This window comes from Sporosarcina beigongshangi (assembly GCF_033485195.1).
Lineage (GTDB): Bacteria > Bacillota > Bacilli > Bacillales_A > Planococcaceae > Sporosarcina > Sporosarcina beigongshangi.
The window spans coordinates 26,735-47,617 of record NZ_JAWLIR010000041.1 but is presented as its reverse complement, the minus strand read 5'-3'; the positions used below and the strand labels follow the sequence as shown (position 1 = coordinate 47,617).

Below are 20,883 nucleotides of genomic sequence, written 5' to 3'. Positions count from 1 at the left end.
TGTCTCGGTAGAAACTTCTGGGCCATATCCCCAGCTTTATACGATAACTTCTATTTTATTCAGCAAAAGACTCCCACTTCCATAGGTGGAGAGATTAACGTGATTTTGTTCCTTGCTCAAGGAGTATTCAAACACCCGCTGAACAAAATAGAGCCTCCGGCGGATGTCACGGATTTTGAAAGGTGTCAATCGAGCTTGCTCGATTCAAAATTCGGACGCAATTACGCCGAGGCGTAATTGATTTTATTCCCACTCAATAGTGCCGCCCGGTTTCGGAGACAAGTCATAGCACACGCGATTAATATTTTTCACTTCATTAATAATCCGATCAGTGATTTTCAGAAGGATTGGCCATTCGATTTGTTCTATCGTTGCTGTCAACGCATCTACAGTGTTTACTGCACGAATAATGACTGGATATTCATATGTCCGCTCATTGTTTCGTACACCGACAGATTTGAAGTCAGGCACAACTGTGAAGTACTGCCAAACCTTTTGGTCTAATCCCGCGAGTGCAAATTCTTCACGTAAAATAGCATCTGATTCGCGTACTGCTTCCAGGCGATCAGGCTCAATTTCACCTAAAACACGCACACCTAGACCTGGTCCTGGGAATGGTTGGCGATATACCATATCATGCGGAAGACCTAACTCAACACCACATGCACGTACTTCATCTTTGAATAATTGGAATAACGGTTCCACTAATTCAAATTGCAAATCTTCTGGAAGTCCTCCAACGTTATGGTGAGATTTAACGACTTTATGCGTTTTCGTGCCGGATTCTACAATATCCGGATAGATTGTTCCTTGTGCCAAGAAGTCGATTCCTTCAAATTTACGCGCTTCTTCTTCAAATACACGAATAAACTCATTGCCGATAATTTTACGTTTCTCTTCTGACTCGCCTACCCCTTTTAGTTTACCTAAGAAACGCTCGCTTGCATCCACGTAAACAAGGTTTTCCTCCAAGTCTTTTTCGAACATTTGAATAACGCCCTCAGACTCGTTTTTACGCATTAAACCGTGATTTACGTGCACACAAACTAATTGCTTACCAATTGCCTTAATTAATAATGCCGCAACAACAGACGAATCTACTCCGCCTGAAAGTGCCAACAATACTTTCTTATCGCCTACCTGTTTCCGGATTAAAGCAACTTGGTCATCAATGAAATTTTTCATATTCCAGTTCGCTTCCGCCTTACATATATGGAACACGAAGTCTTTTAACAATGCTTTTGTTTCTTCTTCACTTGGCCATTGCTCGAGCACTTTCAATGCTTTTGTTGATGGGTGGTTTACGCTAATGACCGGAATATTTAGAGCGTAAATTTCATCTAATACATCAATCGCTTCTCCATCAATGACATTATTTTTACCGCCATTTACAATAATTCCTTTTACCGTTTTTAACTGTTCAATATTTTGAGATGTAATATCATGAGGATGAATCTCGCTATACACACCTAGTTCACGAATCCAACGGGCAATTGTCGTATTCTCACTACTACCTAAATCCAACACTAAGATATTGTCCTGCTTCAAGTTGATACAACCTCCTCTTAATCCAACTATTCTACACCTTTTCGGCTGTTTCAACAATTACTTTTTTTCTTCATCGGTAACCAAATTAAATCCTGAATATTTTATCTCTTACGACTATACCTCAAAATCACCCCGAAGTCCTTTTGATTAAATCTTCCCACATTTCCTTCAAACTTACCCACTCATGATTGGTTGTATTTCCACCATACAAACCTTTTTCATAAGCAGTCGTCAGTTTCCTCATTGTATCCCCACCAAAGTAGTCGTCCACAATCATTGCATAATCGGATAAAGTCATACCACTGGCACGCTTCAGTCCAAGACGATCAAGTTGTTTCAACAAACTTGTATACTGCTTACTGAATGTTTCCCAATCTTCTTTTCCAGAGCGACTTGCAAAAACTAGTATACGTGGCAGCCATTTTACTCGCATGGCAAATATTCGCCAAGCAACAAATACTAGCACAGCTGTACTAACTGCTAATACCCATTTGTTATCTTTCACCCACGTTACAATAGAATCTACGTACTTTGTAAATGCAGCATTTCCATTCTCTTTTGCAGGTTTTTTCACCTGCTCAGACTTCGGTCGTTCGGGCTCTTTCACTTCCGGATATTCTGGATTCGCTAAATCTAGCTCCAAATCATAATCGACATCCGCTAGGCCACCAAAGCCAATGGTCGGCTCAAATGGCATCCAACCAACTCCAGGCATGTACGCCTCCACCCACGAATGTGCTTCATTATTCGTAATCTTAAAAACTCGTTCTCCGCTTTCATTTAGTACAGATTCCCCCGGCGCAAAGCCTTTTACCCAACGCGCGGGGATATCAAGAGCGCGTAGCATGACAACCATTGATGTTGAGAAGTTATCACAGTAGCCACTTTTCGTATCGAAGAGGAACTGATCTACATAATCATCTTCGGCTTTTGGTACTGCTACATTTTGCTGTGTATACACAAACCCGTTTCTCTTGAAGTAACTTTCAATCGCCTTTGTCTTTTCATAAACATTATCAATAGGCGCTGTGATTTCCTCCGCCAAATCCCTTACCCGCTGCGGAAGCTGCTCGGGGAGCTGCAAGTACGGTGTGAAATCCTCTGGTTCAGTAGCATAATCAGACATTTCTGCAGCCCTTAACGCCGATAAACTATAAGACGGCTCTTTGAACTCCATTTCATATGTCTCAAGTGAGTCTTCATTCCCCAAAAGTGTCGTACTATACTTCCCTGACGTGTCCGAATGAAGGAAATTCACATCACCCGTCGCATATGCTTTCTTCAACCCATACGGATATATAATGAACGGAAATCGTTCTGACATTTGAAGTTCTGCAAGTAGCAATGGTTTATCTGATATTTCAAGTTCAGGTTCCCCTAGTTCCTCCCCCGGCATATAAGCCATCTGAGTACTGTCTGTAGCTGTTTGCTCCCAACCTTTTGATGTATACGTATCCTTCGTTTCGATTTTCCAATATTGCTTACTGGCTACTTTCGCTTCAAAAACGACCGTATCATCTTGAACAAATGACCCGCCGAGCCTTGAATCATCCGTATCATAACCACTTTTTGAAACTACCGAACCACCTCCTACCCCAGTTCCTTGAACAACCGACTTAATATAAGGGATAGGATCTGGCCAAATCGGTTCCTGCTTCGGCAATACATTAGCCAAAGCACCACTCACCGCTACCGTAAAAAGAAGCGGAAGCGAGAAGACAATGATGGCACCAGGCGTAATAGATTCTTTATACAATTCCAGCTGTTTGGAAATGTAAAGCAGACCGAGTAACAATAAACCTACTACCATAATTCTAATAATCGACCCATCCGCGGAATAAGGACTATACGTATCAATTGAAGCGATAAACACAACCGTCATTATGTAAAAAAGTAAAATACTTTTTCTCACTTCAATCCAGTGACGAATCAGATAGGTCGTCATCCATAATAAAAAGAAAAACAAAGCAGTTTTGAACGGATTCGTAATCGCATCCCAATCAGCACTGAAGATAATCGGAACATTCGACAGAAAATCTGAGAGTATGTACCACACCGTATCCTTTGAAAATAGAAGCTTATCCAAATAGACATAGTGAACGACCCACACGATATAGATTACTTTAACCGGTACAGCAATCCACCACTTCACACGCACTAATGCCAATAAAAAAGACAGAACAACAAAAAGCAAGAATATTTCCAAGTAATCCGTATCCGTCAATTCCATTACCGGCATAAGCCATTCTCTTAAAAGAACAAAGCTAAGTATATAAAGAAAAACTAAAAATCGTCTGTCCATTCGCTGTCCTGTCATTGGCCTGCCACCTCTTGAAAAGCTTCTTTAAACCGCTCTCTCCCAAGCACATGGACAAGAACTCCCTTTGATCTCGCTAATCGAATGTCATTCTCCATCCCTCGGTCAATCGGTTCATTCTCTTTCACCACTACAAAACACATGATTGAACGTGCGTTTTTAGCATTGCGCAACACGGACTGCATAAAGGGCCAATCTGGCTTTCCTGTAATGAGTACAATGCCGCCTCCATGCTGAAATTCCGTACTAAAATCTACTAATGGCGCAGTCTTTTCTTCATCCGTTGGTTTTATTTTCGCAAGGTGAATAAGCGCCTGATGGAGTTGCTCTTCAGAATGAATAAATGGAAATAAGGAAGATTCAAGCCCAGTCGTCATCAACGCTAGTTCCGCTTGATGATTCGAGGCTTCCTTCAATATAGAAGCAGCCAACTCTACTTGCGCCTCAAATGCCGTGGACGTTCTCCCATCTAATAGGAGCAGTACTTCTTGTGAACGCCTATCCTCAAATTCTTTCGTCATCAACGTCTGCGTTCGTGCAAACGACTTCCAGTGAATCCACGTTACTCGATCGCCCGGCTGATAGCCCCGAACGCCCGTCGCCATTGTCGTATCCTTGACAATGTTCAATAATGAAGCTAGCGTCCCACGGTCATATTGTGTATCGAATGGAACATAATTCAAATCTATCATTTTCGGAAACACTAAAATGGTATCTCTCGCCGCAATCATTTTCGTTTTCCGTAGCCAGCCGAAAAAATCCGACACTTCAATGACTACTCCCTGTAGAACATGCTCTCCCCTTGGCATTTGTTCAATTTCATATTGCCACTTCATCTCTTTGCGAAATCCAAAAAGAAACATTTTTTTTCGTTGCTCTCCTGCCAATAAAGCCGTTTCATCCTCTTCCCATCTTTCCTTTACAACCGTATACAATAATGGAAATCGACTCTTACGCCTTACCGTTAATGACACTTGACATTTACCGCCATTTTGAATATTCATCGTGTCAATCGATCGCTTTACTGTAACCTCTGAAAGTGGGTAGAAAAATAGCAATGTGGAATACACAACAAAAGGCAATAGACTATAAAAAATCGTCCAACTAACCTGGCCCCCTTGAAACATAGCGAAAACAAATGTCACCACTAAGACACCTACCACAAAAAGGAAGCGCCCGGAAATATCTAGCATCTTTCTGGCTTTTATCATTTGATTCCAACCTTATTGACCGGTACGCGCACCTTTGTCAATATTCGATCCACAATCTCTTTCGTGGAAATCCCTTCATATTTTGCTTCGGGACGCAGTATCATACGGTGACCAAAAACGAATGGTGAAAGGTATTGCACATCATCTGGCGTCACATACGCTCGACCTTTCATCAACGCAAAAGCCTGACACGCTTTCATCAATGCCAATGACCCCCGCGGACTCACACCTAAATAAACATAAGGATGGTTACGCGTTTGCGAAGCACAGTCCACAATATATGATTTAATCGTTTCATCGACCGTTACCGTTGTGGCCGCCTTTTGCAACTCTTTCAAATCGTCCAGCGAAATAACTGTTTCTAACTTGTCTAGCGGCACAGACTTTTCAGCTCGGCTTAGTATTTCCGACTCTTCCAACTTCGTCGGATAGCCCATTTTTAATTTGAATAAGAATCGGTCCAATTGTGCTTCTGGCAATGGATATGTTCCCTCATACTCAATTGGATTTTGTGTTGCCATAACGAAAAATGGTTGAGGTATCCTCATCGTTTCTCCGTCAATCGTCACGGAGGATTCTTCCATTCCTTCCAGCAATGCAGATTGTGTCTTCGGCGATGTTCGATTAATTTCGTCCGCGAGAACAATATTGCCCATAATCGGACCCGGCCTAAATTCAAACTCCATCTCTTTTGGATTGTAAATAGAAACACCAAGAACATCAGAGGGTAGCAAGTCCGGCGTAAACTGAATCCGTTTAAAATCGGCACCTATCGACCTTGCCAACGCCTTAACCATCATCGTTTTACCAACACCGGGCACATCCTCGAGCAGGACATGTCCACCCGCAAGAAGCGCCGTAACACTCAACTCTGCAATATCCCGTTTTCCAATCATCACTTGTTCAATATTCGTCAGAACTTTTTCAATCATTCCTTTATATATCATCCCAAATCCCCCAATTGGATACAATAATCACCTTATCTAAATATTAACAAAATATAATTTAATAATACAGGATAACCCTTTCTCACACAACTTAAGCCCATCAATCACATTTTTACTCTTGCTGGAAGTAAAGAACTTCTACAAAATTTGTGACATCCTCCGGAGGATTAATTTGCTTCAGCAAATTAAAAGGACCCCTATAATAGGAGTCCTTCAAATATCATTTCCAAAAATCATCAAAAATCGTGATTGGCATATGTCGTTTATGTTGGGAGCGTAAAAAATAATTCTCCAGTTTTTCTCGGGGCTCAGTCGGAATTTCTTTCCCCTCGAGATAATCGTCAATTTGATCATACGTAATCCCCAAGGCAACTTCGTCCGGCAATGCCGGCTTGTCCCCTTCCAAATCTGCAGTTGGTACTTTCGAATAGAGATGGGCCGGACAATCGAGTTCACTGAGCAACTGTTTGCCTTGCCGCTTGTTCAACCTAGCAATCGGCATTAGATCAGCGCCACCGTCTCCAAATTTTGTATAGAATCCAGTAATCGCCTCCGCCGCATGATCCGTCCCAAGCACCACACAATTATGCATCGCAGCAACAGAATATTGGGCCTTCATCCGTTCTCGCGCTTTTTCGTTGCCCTTGGAGTAATCCGTCAGCTTCACACCAGCGGCCATCAGTGTACGCTCACTTGCATCAACAGCCTCTTTTATATTTACCGTATATACCAACGATGGTCCGATAAAATCGAGGGCATCCTGACAATCATCCTCGTCAAATTGAACCCCGTAAGGCAAGCGAATCGCAATGAATTTATAGTGATTCGCCCCCACCTCATCGTTCAGCTCATCGACAGCTAGCTGTGCTAACTTTCCGACCAACGTTGAATCCTGTCCACCTGAAATCCCTAACACGAAGCCATTTAAAAACGAATTTTTTCTGGCATAAGCTTTCAGAAAGTCTACAGACTTACGAATTTCTTCCTGAGGATTAATGACAGGCTGTACCTTCAGCTCGGCAATAATCTTTTGTTGTAGCATTACCACTGTCCTCCCCCCCTTTTATATAACTACGTACCCTTCTCTACATCCAGCAAGCCACTAATGAGAAAGAGAAATTAATTTCACTTCTAACAGAGTGTGAAATTACTGCTGTTTGAAGTTAAAATCCTCTACCATTTCCTGAACTTCCTGGATATTACGCATTTTGTTATCCCAGCATTTCTGGCTTAAATCGACAGGGTACTCTTCTGGATTCAATGAGCGTTTATATTCATCCCATAATAAATTCAAATTCTCTTTCGCATAGTCACGCATTTGCAACAGCGGTGGGTTTTCGTAAATGATATTACCATTTTCAACAACCTTCTGATGCAAATTTTTCGCTTCAAAATTCGTTACAAATTTCGAGATAAAGGTATGAACGGGATGGAACATTTTAAGACGCTTCTCAGACTCAGGGTCTTCATCGTACATCGTAATGTAGTCCCCTTCAGCCTTACCATTTTCCAAGTCAATGATGCGGTACAATTTTTTCCGTCCTGGCGTTGTCACTTTTTCTGTTGTCGAAGAAATTTTAATCGTATCGGTCATTTCACCAAGTGCATTTTCAATGGAAACAATTTTATACACAGCCCCAAGTGCCGGCTGGTCGTAAGCTGTGATTAGTTTCGTGCCGATTCCCCAAACATCTACCCTTGCTCCCTGCGCTTTCAAGTTCAAAATTGTATACTCATCTAAATCATTAGAAACGACTACTTTCGCCTCCGTAAATCCTGCTTCATCCAGCATACGCCGTGCTTCTTTCGATAAAAATGAAATATCTCCGCTATCAAGACGCACACCGATAAAATTGATTTTGTCACCTAATTCTTTCGCCACTTGAATCGCGGTTGGTATACCAATCTTCAGCGTATTATAAGTGTCTACAAGGAAAACACAGTCCTTATGGCGCTTCGCGTAGGAATGAAATGCCTCATATTCACTTTTATAGGCTTGCACCATCGAATGGGCATGTGTCCCAGACACCGGAATATCAAATCTTTTCCCAGCACGAACATTACTAGTCGCTTCAATGCCTCCAATAACGGATGCGCGGGCACCCCAAATCGCCGCATCCATTTCATGCGCACGACGTGTCCCAAATTCCATAACGACTTCGTCTTTCACAACTTGTTTAATACGACTTGCTTTCGTCGCAATTAGCGTTTGATAATTGACGATATTCAAAATTGCCGTCTCAATCAGCTGTGCTTCAATAAGAGGTGCTTCAATTCGAATGATTGGCTCATTGGCAAAAACCAACTCACCTTCCACCATCGAATAGACATCGCCAGTGAAACGCACATCCTTCAAATAGTTAATAAAGTCATTCTCATAACCAAGGTCATCCTTTAAATAAGCCAAATCACTTTCACTGAATCGAAGATTGCGTAAATAATCGAGAACCTTTTCAAGTCCCGCAAATACCGCATACCCATTGCCGAATGGCAGGCTTCTGAAAAATAACTCAAACACTGATTTCCGATCATGGATCCCATCTGCCCAATACGATTCTGCCATATTGATTTGATAAAGATCCGTATGTAAAGCTAAGCTATCATCTGCATATTTCGAACTCACATGATCTCCTTCTTCCGATTACTTTAGGTACCAATAGTATACACCATTTACCCCAATTTCGATGTCATCTAACATAAAACGATCTTTCACAACAATTTCTTTGACCATAAAAACAGGAGCAATCTCCAATTACGAGATTACTCCTGTCAAAATCCGCTCTACTACTTATTCGTATTCTTCCATGGTGTTCCTAGTTTCGGTAGTGCAAAACGGTCAAGTCCATACCAGCCTGCTACTTTCCATGCGAGCACCAACCAAGTTGCCAAGATGAATAGAATCGGATTTGTACTTAATGTCCCGGCTAGCAAGAAGCTGACGTTCATTAATGCACCGAAAAACGCTGCAATTCCTGTTAATAGACCAAATATCAACCCTAGGCCAACTAATAATTCGCCGTATGCTACTACGAATCCGAATAGTTTAGCATTTGGTAATACGGCATTTTCCAAAAATGTCGCAAACCAACCTGATACGTCTCCACCCTCCTGAGACTTCGCAATAGCACCTGAAACAAATCCATTAATAGCTGCTCCGGCATTTTCACCAGTCCAAGCATCGCTCGTTACTTTGCCCCAACCAGCCGTCAACCATGCATAACCGACATAAAGTCTTATAAATAACCAAATAACTGCTGAACGCGTGTCACTAAATAAAAAACTAGAAAGCGGGTTTTCCGGGATGATAATTGTGCTTTTCTTCAACATAGTATCACTCCTTCTCTTTCTTATATTATACAATAATATTAGTCGATTTCCCATATGTTCACAGTAATGTCTTATTGTTTAGTCCATGCTCATACATATAGAAGACACACTTCTTTAACGTAAATTATAGGTAAATGCTTTTCTAATCGTTATATACATATTTAAATGGGTAGTCTATCTTTAAAAAGATGGATAACGAGTGAAGTTCACACTTGTAAAATCTACTCTATAAGCTGATACTATTATTAGACGTATCACGACAAAATCTTCACACAAAATAATTAATGAGGGGTATTATTAAAATATGGAAGTGATAACTGATTTCTTTAAGAATAAAAGTGTAAAACGGGTCATTATTTTTGCTTTAATTATTTTCATTCTATTTAGCGTAAGAAGTATGATGAATCTCATCTTACTTACATTTATTTTTTCATTTTTAATGAATCGACTTGTTGAATTCACAGTCAAACGAGTTCGATTAAATCGTAAACTTCTCGTTATTCTACTCTATACAACGATTGTCGGCATTCTAACAATCGGACTTGTTAAATACTTACCTCTTATTTCAACGGAAATCAGCCAGCTTATTAAGCAAATTACAAGCTTTTCTATAACACCACATAACAATCCGTTATTGGATTTTGTCGAATCTATCATTTCAAGCGAAAAAATAACTGCCTATTTGGAAAATGGATTTTCATTTTTACTAAAATCCTTCACAGATATTAGTAAAACGAGTGTCCAAGTATTAATTGCCTTGATTTTAAGTTTATTTTTCCTTCTTGAAAAACCACGTTTAATTGAATTCACGGGCAAATTTAAAAATAGTAAGATCGCTCCATTCTATTATGAAATTGAATTTTTCGGAAAAAAGTTTTCACGTACTTTCGGTAAAGTAATAGAGGCACAGTTTATCATCGCACTTGTCAATACAGTTTTATCAGTTATCTTGTTGATGGTACTTGGATTCCCACAAATCGTTGGCTTGGGCATTATGATTTTCTTCTTAGGGCTCATTCCAGTCGCTGGCGTTATTATTTCACTAATACCACTGGCAATCATTGGTTTTACGATTGGCGGATACCTGACTGTCATTTACTTGCTAATCGCCGTCATGGTCATTCATGCAATCGAAGCCTATATCTTGAACCCAAAATTAATGTCGTCTAAAACAGACTTGCCCGTCTTCTACACATTCGTCGTGCTCATTTTCTCTCAAAACTTCTTTGGCGTCTGGGGATTGATTATCGGGATTCCAGTGTTTGTGTTCCTGCTGGACATACTAGATGTCACAGATAAGGAACCCATCAACAAAAAAGACAAGGTAGATTTATAATCCCTTGTCTTTTTTCTTTATTTACTAGTAAGCAGTAAGGGAGAACTACATGTCAAATTCATATGAACCTGCCATTCACTTTCATGAGGTTGATTTTTCGATTGACGATATACATATTTTAAAAAAGATTACGGGGTCTTTTCCAAAAGGGAAAATTACGACACTTGTCGGTCCTTCTGGTGCAGGAAAAACGACATTGCTCAAATTATGCAATGGTCTGATATCCCCGACGTCCGGGACTATTTTTATTGATAATGAACCCATTTCAACTTATCCACCTATCGAATTGCGCCGCCATATTGGCATCGCCCTGCAAAATGCCCCGATGGTTAAAGGGACTGTCTTGCAAAATCTAGCTCTTCCTTTAGAGCTACAAGGTAAGCAATTGACTGAACGAAAAGCCATCGATATTTTGGAAGATGTCGGACTTGATAAACTCTTTTTACAGCAAAAAACAGCTGATTTATCAGGTGGACAACGTCAAAAGGTATCCATTGCTCGTACACTCATCAATCGGTCCAATATTCTATTGTTAGACGAAATTACATCCGCCTTAGACAGAACATCCTTACGTGAAATTGAGGAATTAATCGTCAAAATCAACCGGGAATTCGGTGTAACGATTATTTGGATTACACATAATTTGGAGCAAGCACTGTCCATTGGCGACTACACATGGGTACTCCGAGAAGGGCAAATCGTAGAAGCAGGTGACAGCAATTTGCTACAATCATCGACCAATGATTTCGTTAAACGCTTTGTACAGGGGGATGTTGAATGAGTTATCTGACGCTAGCCATCACTCTAATTTTCGTTGTCATTCCTCTGTCACTATCCAAAACATTACGATTGGGCTTGGAAAAAGATACGATTATCGCAACGTTTCGTTCCATTATCCAATTGTTTGCTGTCGGCTATATTCTTAAATTTGTTTTTGAATCGGATAGCTTGTTATACATCTTTTTAATGGTGACGCTAATGATTGCAGCAGCTACACAAAATGCCCGTAAGAAAGGGCAAGCCATCAAGGGGATTACGTGGAAAATCGCAGTAACACTTATTGTCGTTGAAGTACTGACACAAAGTATTTTACTTGGTTTTCATATCGTACCAGCGACTGCCCAATATATCATTTCAATTAGCGGCATGGTTGTCGGCAACTCTATGGTGCTCGCTATTTTATTTCTCAACCGATTCTCCGCAGAGGTTGAGTCACATCGCGAGGAAACCGAATTGATTTTGTCACTCGGAGGGACGCCAAAGCAAGCCATTCATCGACAGCTCATCACAGCCATTAAATCGAGTATGATTCCAACCATCGAAAGTCAAAAAACGATTGGCTTAGTCCAGCTCCCGGGTATGATGAGCGGACAAATTATTGCAGGTGCAGACCCTGTCCAAGCGGTCCAGTTTCAATTGCTCATTATTTTCCTATTACTAACGACCGCCGCCGTAACGAGTGCATTGCTCGGATTTTTATCCTATCCAACGTTATTCAATCAGCGCATGCAGCTGTTGAGATAAAAACTCCAGCACCTGTACAGAGACTGGAGCTAGATTGGGCAAGAAACTAAAAATCGCCTCTTGTCTTTTTTTTCATAACATGATAGAGTTGGATAAATTAATCTTTTCTAATAATTTCATATTTTATTCTTATCAAGAGAGACGTAGGGAGTGGCCCGATGATGTCTCAGCAACCAGCCTAGAAAGGTATGGTGCTAATTCCAATAGACGATAGCCGTCTTGAAGATAAGAAGATTGACTTCAATATTATTTGAGGGCCCTCTTCTTATAGAGGGTCCTCTTTTTAATTTTATTTTACAGAGATCCCCTCAGCAATTAAAGCCCAGTGTAATTCATTTCAAGTGAAAAGGATGATAAAAAATGACGAGCAAAAGTTTTGAAACACGATTAGTACAGCTAGGAAATAATAGTGATCCGAAAACCGGTGCGGTCAACCCGCCGATTTATTTATCGACGGCCTACAAGCACGATGGACTTGGTCAATCGACTGGCTATGACTACTCTCGGACGAAAAATCCAACACGCTCCATTTTAGAAGAAGGCATTGCGAACTTGGAGGGTGGAGATGCAGGTTTCGCCTGTAGTTCCGGTATGGCTGCGATTCAATTAGTGTTATCCCTGTTCCGTTCAGGCGACGAGTTGATTGGTCCGGAAGACATTTATGGCGGAACATATCGCCTGCTAGACTATTATGCCGACATCTATTCCATTACGACGACGTACACAGATTATAAAGACGTTAAAGAGACCGAGGAATTGATCACAGGGAAAACTAAAGCTCTTTTCATCGAAACACCAACCAATCCGTTGATGCTGGAAATTGATATTGTTCAATACGCGGAACTCGCCAAAAAGCATGATTTGTTGCTCATTGTCGATAACACATTTTATACACCATATTTCCAAAGGCCAATTGAATTCGGTGCTGATATTGTTTTGCATAGTGCAACGAAATACATTGGCGGTCATAATGATGTGCTTGCTGGATTGGTTGTGGCAAAAGGGGAAGAAATTTGTGCCAAACTTAGCTCCAACCATAATGCAATTGGCGCGGTCCTGTCCCCTTTCGATTCATGGTTAGTCGTTCGAGGATTAAAAACACTCCACTTGCGCATGAAACAACATGATAGCAATGCGAAAATCATTGTAGATTATTTACAAAATGAGCCGCTTGTCAAAGATGTGCTGTATCCAGGAAAAGGCGGTATGCTGTCCTTCCGCCTGCAAGAAGGCGAATGGGTTGGACCATTTTTAGAAAACCTGAAACTGATTACATTTGCGGAAAGTCTTGGCGGCGTAGAGAGTTTCATTACGTATCCAACAACTCAAACCCACGCAGATATCCCATTGGAAAAGCGGCTACGTCGTGGCGTCGATGACAAATTGCTACGCTTTTCCGTTGGAGTAGAAGATGCGGATGATTTAATTGCAGATTTAAAGCAAGTATTTGCGACATTACAAAGTGAGGTGCCTCAGCTATGAGTTCACGTGAAGAAAGATTGGAAACAACCATCATTCATGCATCAACACGCGGAGATTTCGAACAAAAAACAGGTGCTGTCAATGTGCCGATTTACTTATCCTCTACGTTCCATCAAGAAAGCTTTGATAAGTTCGGTCCTTATGATTACAGTCGTTCTGGCAATCCAACAAGAGATGCTTTAGAAAAAACAATCGCGGCTTTGGAGGGCGGTGCAAGAGGGCTGGCATTTGCTTCTGGCATTGCTGCTATTTCTTCAGCATTTATGCTGTTGTCTGCTGATGATCATATTGTCATCACTGAAGATGTTTACGGCGGAACATTTCGCTTTGTTACCGAGGTATTGACGAAATTTCGGATTGATCACACCTTTGTAGACTTGGGCGACTTGGAGGCTATTAAACAAGCAATCCAGCCGAATACAAAATTGATTTACATCGAAACACCGTCCAATCCACGTCTGGGCATTACGGATATTGAAGCTGTGGTCAATATTGCAAAAGCGAATAATTGCTTAACATTCCTTGATAATACATTCATGTCGCCGCTTTATCAGCGTCCACTCGATTTAGGTGTAGACGTTGTCCTGCATAGTGCAACGAAGTTTTTATCAGGGCATAGTGATATCATCGCTGGTCTAGCTGTGACAAAGGATGAGGAGCTCGGCAAACGCTTGGCATTTATCCAAAATTCCTTCGGTGCTATTTTAGGTGCGCAAGATTCCTATACACTTATTCAAGGGATTAAAACTTTAGGAGCTCGCTTGACGCAATCAACTGCCTCCGCGACTAAAATCGCCTCCTATTTGGATGAGCATGCACTAGTGGAAGAGGTGTTTTACCCTGGTTTAGCGAGTCACCCAGGACACGTGATTCACGCCAAACAGTCCACAAGTGCAGGCGCAGTATTGTCATTCCGTTTACCAAACAGAGAGACAGCCAAAGCATTTGTGGAAAATGTCAAAATCCCAGTTTTCGCTGTCAGTCTAGGTGGCGTTGAATCGATTCTCTCTTATCCAGCACAAATGTCTCACGCTGCGATGCCAAAAGCTGAACGGGAAAAACGTGGTATTACAGATGGTCTGCTACGCTTCTCAGTTGGACTTGAGCATGTCGATGACTTGATTGCTGATTTTGATCAAGCCTTACGGATTGCGGAGAGACTAGTAACAACAAAAACCTCATCATAAACCAACAACGCCCCTTGTAAATGGATGATCCATTCACAAGGGGCGTTGCTTATGCTTGATAAAACTCAAAATGATTGCGTTTTTCCTTGGCCTTGTACAAAGCTTTGTCAGCATTGTCCATCAATGTTGCCACATCAGCACCGTCTGCTGGATACATCGCAATACCAATACTGGATGTCGCGAACACTTTTTGTCCTGCAATTACATAGGGCTCACTAAAATGCTTCAACATTCTACTCACAATTTTTTCTACTTTTGAGGGATTCATATCTTGTAATAATATAAGAAATTCATCGCCACCAATTCGACCTACTGCATCCATACTACGAATATTGTCTCTCATTCTGCCTGCAAATTGGATAAGCAGTTCATCTCCCACGGCATGTCCTAGTGAATCATTTATGGACTTGAATTTATCTAAATCGAGATATAACACCGCAAAGATATCCTTTTGTTCAACGGCTATTTCTAATGCCTCAATGAACGTGCTTCTATTGACAACCCCTGTCATCGGGTCATAGGTAGCCATATAGGTCAGCTGATCCTCATAGTATTTCCGAACCGTTATATCTCGCAATATAGCCTGAATAACCCTCTCTCCCCCATGCTGAACAGGGATTGCAATCATTTCTACCCATATTGTTGTACCATCAAATCGAACAAATTTTTCAATCATCGGGTCCGTTTTCACCGCTTCTAAACTCTTCAACGCGTCAATGACACGACTCCTATCTTCCCCGTCCTTCGGTTCAATGAAATCCCAGATAGCCTTGCCAATGAGCTGATCCTCATTTTTAGCACCAAGAAGTTTAATAGCTTCTGGATTAACAAAGGTCAATGCATCATCACTTTGCACTAATATCGCATCCGGAGAATACTCGACCAATGTTCGGTAACAGCTTTCTGCAACGGTCAATTGATGCTGCGTTTGCTTTTCCTTCGTGATGTCTTTATACATCGCTACTGCCAACACATCTTCATTATTAATAGCACGGTAGGAGGCCAACACATCCTTCACGGTGCCGTCCTTATGCTTGCGCTTTGTTTCAAAATAATGCGTGCTCTCCCCACTTCTCAAAACATCGAGTTGCTTCTGATGATCTTCTTGTGTAAAGTCATCCATGAAAAATGGCGGTCTTGAAACCCCTTCAATTTCCTCTAAACTCCAACCTAAAATGTCCTGTAGGGCAGGGTTCGCTTGAATAATTGCACCATCTTTGCGTAATATAAAAATAGCATCATTGGTATTTTCCCAAATGAGTTGATACTCATCGATTGTTGGATTTACACCTATCCCTAAATTCGTTAGTTCGTCCATAATACTCCCCCCATATTCAACTTATAAACTATTATAATTCAAAACATGTTTGGAAGCAGTGCAGAGTGATTATAAAAGAGAGTGCTGAATTACTCGGCACTCTCTTTTCGATAGACATTATGACCATGTCGGCTTTATCAATAAACAACACTACCCGCTTGTTTTGGCTCTTTTGTCACACCAGCATCCACTTTTTCATGAATATATTCCGTTAAATCAACCGTCATATCATAACGTATAAACGGTGTAATCAAATAGATACCATGGAAATGTTCCAAAGCAACGTCAATCAATTCCTTTGCAACGGCTATGCCCTCTCGCGTAGACTGTTCACGGTCTCCCGCAAACAGCCCCATTCTTGCCCGAACTTCATCTGTCAGCTTAATACCCGGCACTTCATTGTGAAGAAACTCTGCATTTTGTGATGACGTCAACGGCATAATACCGATATAAATCGGAGCTTCGATATGCTTTGTTGCTTCGTACAATTCAATAATTTTTTCTGGGCTATAGATTGGCTGCGTGATAAAATAATCAGCCCCAGCCTCTATTTTCTTCTCCATTCGTTGTACAGCTCGATCGATATGACGAACATTCGGGTTAAAGGCCGCCGCTACTGTAAACGAAGTTTTCTGTTGCAACGACTTCCCAGACCATGAAATCCCTTCATTAAATTGCTTAATGAGTTGAATCAATTCAAAGGATGTCACATCGAAAACGGATGTTGCACCAGGGAAATCACCAATTTTCGTTGGATCTCCTGTGATTGCCAATAATTCAGTAATACCCATTGTGTGGAGTCCCATGAGATGTGATTGCAGGCCGATGATGTTACGATCTCGACAGGTCACATGGACAAGAGGCGTTGCACCAATATTTTGTTTTACTAATGACCCCATTGATGCATTACAAATTCTTGGGGATGCCAGGGAATTATCAGCCAATGTAATGGCATCCACACCTGCATTATGCAGGGCCTGTGCCCCTTCAAAAAAAGTAGCTGTATTTAAGTGTTTAGGTGCATCCAATTCCACAATAATCGAATGTCTTTTTTTCACCGTTTCAAGCAAGGTTGGTTTATCAAGGTTCTTTGGCTCCGTAGCATTCATTTTCGCCGCTTGTTCTTTCACTTGCTTATCTTGCACATGCACCCGATTCGTTAGCCCATCCACCAGTGCACGTATATGTGCCGGTGTCGTGCCACAACATCCTCCAAGTAATCCGACACCCTCCTTACGAAAATTAGGTGCCAGTTTACCAAAATAATCAGGTTCATTTTCATACGTCAATTTGCCATCCGTATAGCTCGGGAAGCTAGCATTCGGGTACACAGCCAATAAGGCATGCTTCGGCAACGGGACTTCCTCTAAAGCTTTCAGCATATGGTATGGTCCTAATCCACAATTGACTCCCACAACATCTGCGCCTAACGCTTCCAACTGCTGCAAAGCATCTGCGAGCGCCAAGCCATTTTGAAGGACACCCGCCTCATGCATCGAGACATTCGTAATAATGGGAATATCCGTCGCTTCCCGTGCAATTTTGAGCACTGCTGTTAATTCATCAAAATCATAATAGGTTTCTAATAGAATGCCATCCACACCTTCAGCAAGCAGACACTGTAGTTGCTGCTTAAAGCTTTGCTCGATCTCTTCCTTAGTACCAATCAATGTTTTGGAACCATGAATGCCCCCAATCGTTCCGAGAATAAATGTATTTTTCCCCGCAGCTTTTTTAGCAATAGCAACGGCCGCCTTATTGATTTCTTCGACACTATCCTCTAGTCCATAACGCGCTAACTTTATATAGTTGGCACCATATGTATTCGTTTGAATCACATCAGCCCCTGCCCCGATATAGGCTTGATGAACGTGAAGCACTTGTTCAGGATGCGTCAAATTTAGCTCCTCAAAACAACGGTCTACCCCGTTTGTATAAAGTAATGTTCCCATCGCACCATCACCAATTAAAATACGTTCCTTCATCGTCTCAAGTAAATTTGCCAACTGCCTATCCCCTCTCTAGTTCCAATTTCCATATAGCTAGTTTAAAAAATTTATATAGAAACAAAAAAGCTTCTTCCTTTATTGAATAAAGGAAGAAGACTCTGCATTCGACTAAGTCTTTTCCTCATCTATCAAGCCAATTTTTCGACTTGCTGGAATTAGCACCGTACCAATAATGGTGGTTGCTGAGGTGTCAACGGGCCAGTCCCTATACCTCTCTAGATAAGAAAAACTATTAAATTGTTTTTACTGCTAATTGAAGATCTATTTCTATTATTGACAACCTTACGCTATTTATAGAAAATTTGCAATACCTTTTTGGAAGTGATGAATTTAGAAAGGCACCTTCGCTGAAGATTACGGGGAATCATTAGTTCAACATCTAATAAGTATTTCCCATCATTGTGTTAAGATTAATAACAGATTTACAATCGAAAGGTGGATGCATGATGGAGAATACGATTCCAGTAAAATTGACTTCACTCACAACAAAAGGCGGCTGCGGCTGTAAAATTGGTCCTGCCGACTTGGCGCAAGTATTACGTGGGCTTCCGCCTGCTATGCCCGATCCAAATTTACTCGTCGGTCTCGATACAAGTGACGACGCAGGTGTTTATAAACTGACAGACGATATCGCAATGGTACAAACACTCGACTTTTTCACACCGATTGTCGATGATCCCTATGATTTCGGACAAATTGCGGCGACCAATGCCATCAGCGATGTCTATGCGATGGGTGGTAAGCCCATTACAGCATTGAATATCGTAGCTTTCCCGATTGCTACTTTGGATAAAGACATCCTTTCGGATATTTTACGAGGCGCTGGTGATAAATTAAAAGAGGCTGGCGTCACACTTGTTGGTGGACATTCCATTGACGACCAGGAACCCAAATTTGGATTAGCCGTCACAGGCGTCGTTCATCCGGATAAAGTACGGACAAATGCGGGGGCAAAACCTGGCGACAAATTATTATTAACAAAACCAATTGGCGTTGGCATCTACACAACATCATTGAAAAATGGGTTATTGTCTGAAGATGAAGTCGTTGAAGTGACAAAAGTAATGACTACACTTAATAAAACAGCTGCCGAAGCAATGGCGAAGTACAATGTCCATGCTGCTACGGATGTGACAGGCTTCGGGTTGCTTGGTCATACATCTGAAATGGCCAAAGCAAGTGATGTCGGCATTCATATCCATGCCACTCAAGTGCCCATTTTACCACGCACAAAGGAACTTGCCGCAGCAGGTAAAGTACCTGGAGGCACAAAAAACAACTTTGCCCACGTAGCAAATGTTGTGACATATGCAGATACACTCGATCAAATTGACCGTTGGATTTTATGTGATGCTGTCACATCTGGCGGGTTACTCATTGCATTGGCAGAGCAGGAAGCTACACAATTGCTGAATGATCTTCAACAACAAGGCGTTGACGCACGAATTATCGGAGAAGTAACAGAGGATAATAAAGGTCGTATCGTTGTTTCATAATTTAGTGTAGAAGGTGAAGAAAGTGTTTAGAGACTTAACGATAGACGAATTATTAGCCGTACAAGCCAAGGGACCACATACATTCATCGATGTACGGTCCCCGAAAGAATTTAATGAAGCAACCATTCCTGGTAGCATCAATATTCCCGTTTTTGATGACGAGGAACGGGCTGAAATCGGAACGCTCTATAAGCAGGTTGGACAAGATGCTGCGAAGGAACGAGGACTTGAAGTCTTTTCAAAGAAGTTACCTGATTTCATTCGCGCATTCAAACAAATTGAAACACCCATAACAGTATTTTGTTGGCGTGGCGGTATGCGCAGTAAAACGGCTGCCACTGTCCTCGACTTAATGGGTATCCATACGACTCGGTTGGCTGGCGGGGTCCGTACTTTTCGGCAATGGGTTGTCCATGAGTTAGAACGCGAGGACTTCCCACCGACCTTTGTTGTACTTAACGGCTATACCGGATCAGGCAAAACAGCTATTTTGAAGAAACTAGCTGACAAAGGATTTCCCATTCTCGATTTAGAAAACATGGCTGGACATCGCGGTTCTATCTTCGGTCAAATTGGATTGGAGCCCAGCAACCAAAAGAAATTCGACTCACTACTCGTCCATGAATTGGTCCGACTGAGAACAGCGCCCTATGTTTTTATCGAAGGCGAAAGCAGACGAATTGGCAAAGTCAGTATGCCCCCTTTCTTATTCGATAAAAAAGAAACAGGCGTACAACTTAGTATACATTTACCGATTGAAGAGCGGGTCAACAATATTCTTATTGATTATGAGCCACAAAAATATCCAGAACATTTTAAAGAAGCTTTTCAAATTATAAAAAGACGGCTACACACTCCAATTGCCAAAAAAATCGAAGATGACTTGGCAATTGGTGACTTTTCGTCGGTTACAAAACTCTTACTCGAACACTACTACGACCCACGTTATGAGCATTCTATCCATCAACATACCGAGGGGGAACATGTCCATATTACTGCAAATGATGTGGATGATGCTTTTCGACAGATACTTAGAGTTATAGATGAGCTGAATTTTTGAGTGAAGTCGTCCGATACTACAGTAAATTTAATCAGAATCTTTAATCTCAACATATAAACACCTATAATCTATGGACTTTTGTGGTCTTAAGATTCTGGGTGTTTATTTTTTACTGGATAAA

General features: G+C 41.4%; 16 protein-coding genes and 3 riboswitches. Of the genes, 7 read left to right on the top strand and 9 right to left on the bottom strand.

Translation table 11 applies throughout. The features are described 5' to 3' along the window. Positions 1-64: riboswitch (purine riboswitch) on the bottom strand. This riboswitch is flagged as partial in the annotation. Positions 65-243: 179 nt separating this feature from the next. From guaA to R2B77_RS15450, 7 genes are all read right to left on the bottom strand, one after another. After that, a complete protein-coding gene (gene guaA, locus R2B77_RS15480) occupies positions 244-1,554 on the bottom strand; it encodes a glutamine-hydrolyzing GMP synthase (protein WP_203249032.1) in 1,311 nt (436 codons plus the stop codon). Between the two features lie 121 nt (positions 1,555-1,675). Next, positions 1,676-3,865 (bottom strand): DUF4129 domain-containing transglutaminase family protein, encoded by a 2,190-nt coding sequence (locus R2B77_RS15475; protein WP_203249027.1) that lies wholly within the window; start codon positions 3,863-3,865, stop codon positions 1,676-1,678. Beyond that, entirely contained in the window at positions 3,862-5,076 is a 1,215-nt protein-coding gene (locus tag R2B77_RS15470; protein ID WP_203249026.1) for a DUF58 domain-containing protein, read from the bottom strand. The genes R2B77_RS15475 and R2B77_RS15470 overlap by 4 nt, the downstream gene beginning before the upstream one ends. Next, positions 5,073-6,023: an AAA family ATPase gene (locus R2B77_RS15465; protein ID WP_203249025.1), complete on the bottom strand. Its 951-nt coding sequence runs from the start codon at positions 6,021-6,023 to the stop codon at positions 5,073-5,075. Before R2B77_RS15465 ends, R2B77_RS15470 begins: the two co-directional genes overlap by 4 nt. Before the next feature lie 220 nt (positions 6,024-6,243). Further along, positions 6,244-7,065 carry an ammonia-dependent NAD(+) synthetase gene (gene nadE / locus R2B77_RS15460; RefSeq protein WP_203249024.1) on the bottom strand — a complete coding sequence of 274 codons (822 nt, stop codon included), beginning with the start codon at positions 7,063-7,065 and terminating at the stop codon, positions 6,244-6,246. A gap of 105 nt (positions 7,066-7,170) precedes the next feature. Continuing rightward, entirely contained in the window at positions 7,171-8,646 is a 1,476-nt protein-coding gene (locus R2B77_RS15455) for a nicotinate phosphoribosyltransferase (protein ID WP_203249023.1), read from the bottom strand. Positions 8,647-8,807: 161 nt separating this feature from the next. Beyond that, positions 8,808-9,350, bottom strand: coding sequence for a DoxX family membrane protein (locus R2B77_RS15450; protein WP_212391906.1), 543 nt, complete (start codon positions 9,348-9,350; stop codon positions 8,808-8,810). A 304-nt stretch (positions 9,351-9,654) separates the two neighbouring features. Between R2B77_RS15450 and R2B77_RS15445 the strand changes: the two genes are divergently transcribed. The 5 genes from R2B77_RS15445 to metC all read left to right on the top strand — a co-directional run bounded on the left by R2B77_RS15445 (position 9,655) and on the right by metC (position 14,879). Then, positions 9,655-10,686: an AI-2E family transporter gene (locus tag R2B77_RS15445; RefSeq protein ID WP_203249021.1), complete on the top strand. Its 1,032-nt coding sequence runs from the start codon at positions 9,655-9,657 to the stop codon at positions 10,684-10,686. A gap of 49 nt (positions 10,687-10,735) precedes the next feature. Then, complete coding sequence (locus R2B77_RS15440; RefSeq protein ID WP_203249020.1) at positions 10,736-11,467, top strand: ABC transporter ATP-binding protein; 732 nt, start codon at positions 10,736-10,738, stop codon at positions 11,465-11,467. After that, positions 11,464-12,210 carry an ABC transporter permease gene (locus tag R2B77_RS15435; RefSeq protein WP_203249019.1) on the top strand — a complete coding sequence of 249 codons (747 nt, stop codon included), beginning with the start codon at positions 11,464-11,466 and terminating at the stop codon, positions 12,208-12,210. Before R2B77_RS15440 ends, R2B77_RS15435 begins: the two co-directional genes overlap by 4 nt. A gap of 126 nt (positions 12,211-12,336) precedes the next feature. Continuing rightward, positions 12,337-12,442, top strand: a riboswitch (SAM riboswitch). Between the two features lie 128 nt (positions 12,443-12,570). Then, positions 12,571-13,692 carry a methionine biosynthesis PLP-dependent protein gene (locus R2B77_RS15430; protein ID WP_203249018.1) on the top strand — a complete coding sequence of 374 codons (1,122 nt, stop codon included), beginning with the start codon at positions 12,571-12,573 and terminating at the stop codon, positions 13,690-13,692. Then, the gene (metC, locus tag R2B77_RS15425; protein WP_203249017.1) at positions 13,689-14,879 is read left to right on the top strand and encodes a cystathionine beta-lyase; all 1,191 of its coding nucleotides are present in this window, start codon (positions 13,689-13,691) and stop codon (positions 14,877-14,879) included. Before R2B77_RS15430 ends, metC begins: the two co-directional genes overlap by 4 nt. Before the next feature lie 49 nt (positions 14,880-14,928). Here metC and R2B77_RS15420 read toward each other — a convergent pair whose 3' ends face one another. Both R2B77_RS15420 and R2B77_RS15415 read right to left on the bottom strand, forming a co-directional pair. Further along, entirely contained in the window at positions 14,929-16,197 is a 1,269-nt protein-coding gene (locus R2B77_RS15420) for a diguanylate cyclase domain-containing protein (protein ID WP_203249016.1), read from the bottom strand. Positions 16,198-16,334: 137 nt separating this feature from the next. Then, positions 16,335-18,203 (bottom strand): bifunctional homocysteine S-methyltransferase/methylenetetrahydrofolate reductase, encoded by a 1,869-nt coding sequence (locus R2B77_RS15415; RefSeq protein ID WP_322555745.1) that lies wholly within the window; start codon positions 18,201-18,203, stop codon positions 16,335-16,337. A 121-nt stretch (positions 18,204-18,324) separates the two neighbouring features. Next, positions 18,325-18,432, bottom strand: a riboswitch (SAM riboswitch). A 217-nt stretch (positions 18,433-18,649) separates the two neighbouring features. Here R2B77_RS15415 and selD point away from each other — a divergent pair. Continuing rightward, positions 18,650-19,702 carry a selenide, water dikinase SelD gene (selD, locus tag R2B77_RS15410; protein ID WP_404830761.1) on the top strand — a complete coding sequence of 351 codons (1,053 nt, stop codon included), beginning with the start codon at positions 18,650-18,652 and terminating at the stop codon, positions 19,700-19,702. A gap of 22 nt (positions 19,703-19,724) precedes the next feature. Further along, the gene (gene mnmH, locus R2B77_RS15405) at positions 19,725-20,762 is read left to right on the top strand and encodes a tRNA 2-selenouridine(34) synthase MnmH (RefSeq protein ID WP_203249014.1); all 1,038 of its coding nucleotides are present in this window, start codon (positions 19,725-19,727) and stop codon (positions 20,760-20,762) included. The last annotated feature ends 121 nt before the right edge of the window (positions 20,763-20,883 follow it).